At 71.0% G+C, this 1,350-nt stretch carries 1 protein-coding gene; it reads right to left on the reverse strand.

Annotated elements, in window-relative coordinates; translation table 11 throughout:
• Window positions 1-53: 53 nt before the first annotated feature.
• The gene (locus ACFCX4_RS36280; protein WP_376151753.1) at window positions 54-1,145 is read right to left on the reverse strand and encodes a VWA domain-containing protein; all 1,092 of its coding nucleotides are present in this window, start codon (window positions 1,143-1,145) and stop codon (window positions 54-56) included.
• Window positions 1,146-1,350 lie beyond the last annotated feature (205 nt).

A 1,350-nucleotide genomic window follows, 5' to 3' on the forward strand; every position in this document is an offset into this window, starting at 1 on the left:
CCCCGCGGGTGCGCCGCGGGGCTCCGCCGGAGGGAGCGTCGGGGGGAGGGGCGTCAGAGGAGGACGAGCACCTTGGTGCCCGGCACCAGCTTGCGGTTGACGGAGGTGGACTGGACGAACACGGTGTACGCCGGGTTGTCGCCCGGCTTGACCGTGGTCTCCGCCGCGGGCAGGCCGAGGAGCCGGCGGGCGGCGGGACCGGAGAACACCCGGCCCGTCATCCGGCCGGTCGCCGGGTCCTTCTCCGCGACCGCGAGCTGCTTGGCGCCCTGGATCTTCTCGCGCTTGGACAGCTCGTAGAAGGCGCAGCCGGTCCGGTAGGTGTGTCCGGCACCGGTGACGAAGTCCCGGATCGGCGACTGCTCGTCGACGGGGACCAGGACGTACTTGGCGGTGTCCAGCGCGTCGAGGCTGGCCGCGACGTCGGCGGCGCTCAGGTCCTGGCCCATGGTGAAGAGGTTGCGCGTGCCGCGGACGCCCTTCTCGCGGCCCTGCAGGAAGCTCGTGGCGGCCTTCTTGACGGTTCCGATGGCCTCCTCGACGCCCTTGCTGGAGTCGGCGTCCCAGATCGCGATGTTGCCCGCGGGGAAGCCGTACTCCTGGGCGGTGCGCTTGGCCAGGGAGTTGGGGACCAGGATCGCCGAGGTCCAGTGGTCGGGGAGCTCGTCCATGGCGCGGTGGATGCGGTCCATCCAGGAGCGCAGCACGGCGCGGCCCTGCTCGCCGCCCATCCGGGTGTGCATCCGGCCGTGCTCCGAGCAGCCGGAGGCGTTCTCCGCGCCGTCGGTGACGACGACCTGGAGGAAGGAGTGCTCGCCGTAGCCCTCCCAGATGTTCTTGAGGTCGTCGACGGACTTCACGGCCGCCTCGATCAGCGCCGTCGCGCCGTTGTCGACCTTGTAGAGGCCCTTGAGCGAGGGCAGGTGCTTGACGTCCATGTCCCAGACGAGGTTCTGCACCTCGTGGTCGAAGGCGTAGAGGCTGATCCGGGTCTCGTGGCCGAGCCGGTCCGACTCCTCCTGGAGGCCCTTCACGAACTCGTCGACCACGCGCACCAGCTGCGCCTCGTGCTGGCGCATCGAGCCGGACTTGTCGACCACCAGCGACACGTGGTTGACCTTGTGGCTGATCCTGTTCGCGGACATGGTTCCACCCCTGTTCCAACGCCCTCTTCCGGCACCTTCGCGGCGCCCTTCAGCGTTGTTCCCACCGTAGGACGGACCACTGACATCGCCGCCGGCCCGGGGCCCCGCCGACCGGAGGCGTCCGCCCGCCGCCGTCCTGTTGGTGACGATCGGCCGCCGGGGCCGGACGCGCGGGGACCCGGACGCGCACCGTGGGGTGCGCGTC

This window comes from Kitasatospora sp. NPDC056327 (assembly GCF_042261735.1).
Taxonomy (GTDB): Bacteria; Actinomycetota; Actinomycetes; order Streptomycetales; family Streptomycetaceae; genus Kitasatospora.